The sequence below is a fragment of the Demequina muriae genome, from assembly GCF_030418295.1.
GTDB lineage: Bacteria > Actinomycetota > Actinomycetes > Actinomycetales > Demequinaceae > Demequina > Demequina muriae.
Window position 1 is genome coordinate 1 of sequence record NZ_JAUHQA010000028.1, and the last position, 606, is coordinate 606.

1 protein-coding gene is annotated in these 606 nt (G+C 56.4%); it reads left to right on the plus strand.

The window, feature by feature from the left end; genetic code table 11:
* The first annotated feature begins 92 nt into the window (after window positions 1-92).
* Window positions 93-587, plus strand: a complete 495-nt coding sequence (locus tag QQX02_RS13425; protein ID WP_367304246.1) for an HNH endonuclease — start codon at window positions 93-95, stop codon at window positions 585-587.
* Window positions 588-606 lie beyond the last annotated feature (19 nt).

The window sequence follows — 606 nt, forward strand, 5'->3', positions numbered from 1 at the left end:
TTTGGCACGGGTTCGTGCGTCCTGCTGAAGCGCAGCGTGGACAAGGCATGGGCGCTGATCCGCCCGAACAAGAAAGAGCAAGAGGTCGAGTGATGGGCGCTGCGCGTAGGAAGTTCAGGCCGATTGAGTTATCGAATTCGGCAATCGAGTCATTCCACAATAAATATCAAGCGCCCGGTGACGGATGCTGGCTTTGGAAGGGTGCAAACGTGCGTGGGTATGGACTGTTTCGCGGCTATAGGGCCCCGCGTGTCGCCTACTTCCTCGCCCACGGGGTCGATCCCAAAGATCTGAGTGTGTGCCACACATGCGACAACCCATCGTGCGTTAACCCGGCCCACCTATTCCTTGGGACGGCCAAGGAGAACGCCGATGACCGTCAGGCGAAAGGCCGTGGCAAACAGCCATTCGGTGAGGACGGTCCTGGCGCCAAGCTGACGAAAGAACAGGCGCTTGAGATAAAGGCTCTCATTGAGGACGGCAGTCTGTCACAGCGAAAGATTGCAAGGATGTACGGAATCAACCAGTCAAATGTCAGTGACATGAAGCGTGGGATTCAATGGAGGTGCTTGAATGTCGGCGGCTGAGAAACTTCCGCACCTGTTT

What these genes read in the sequence shown, in the direction of transcription:
- QQX02_RS13425 (WP_367304246.1), top strand. Translation starts at nt 93, where the DNA reads ATGGGCGCTGCGCGTAGGAAGTTCAGGCCGATTGAGTTATCGAATTCG.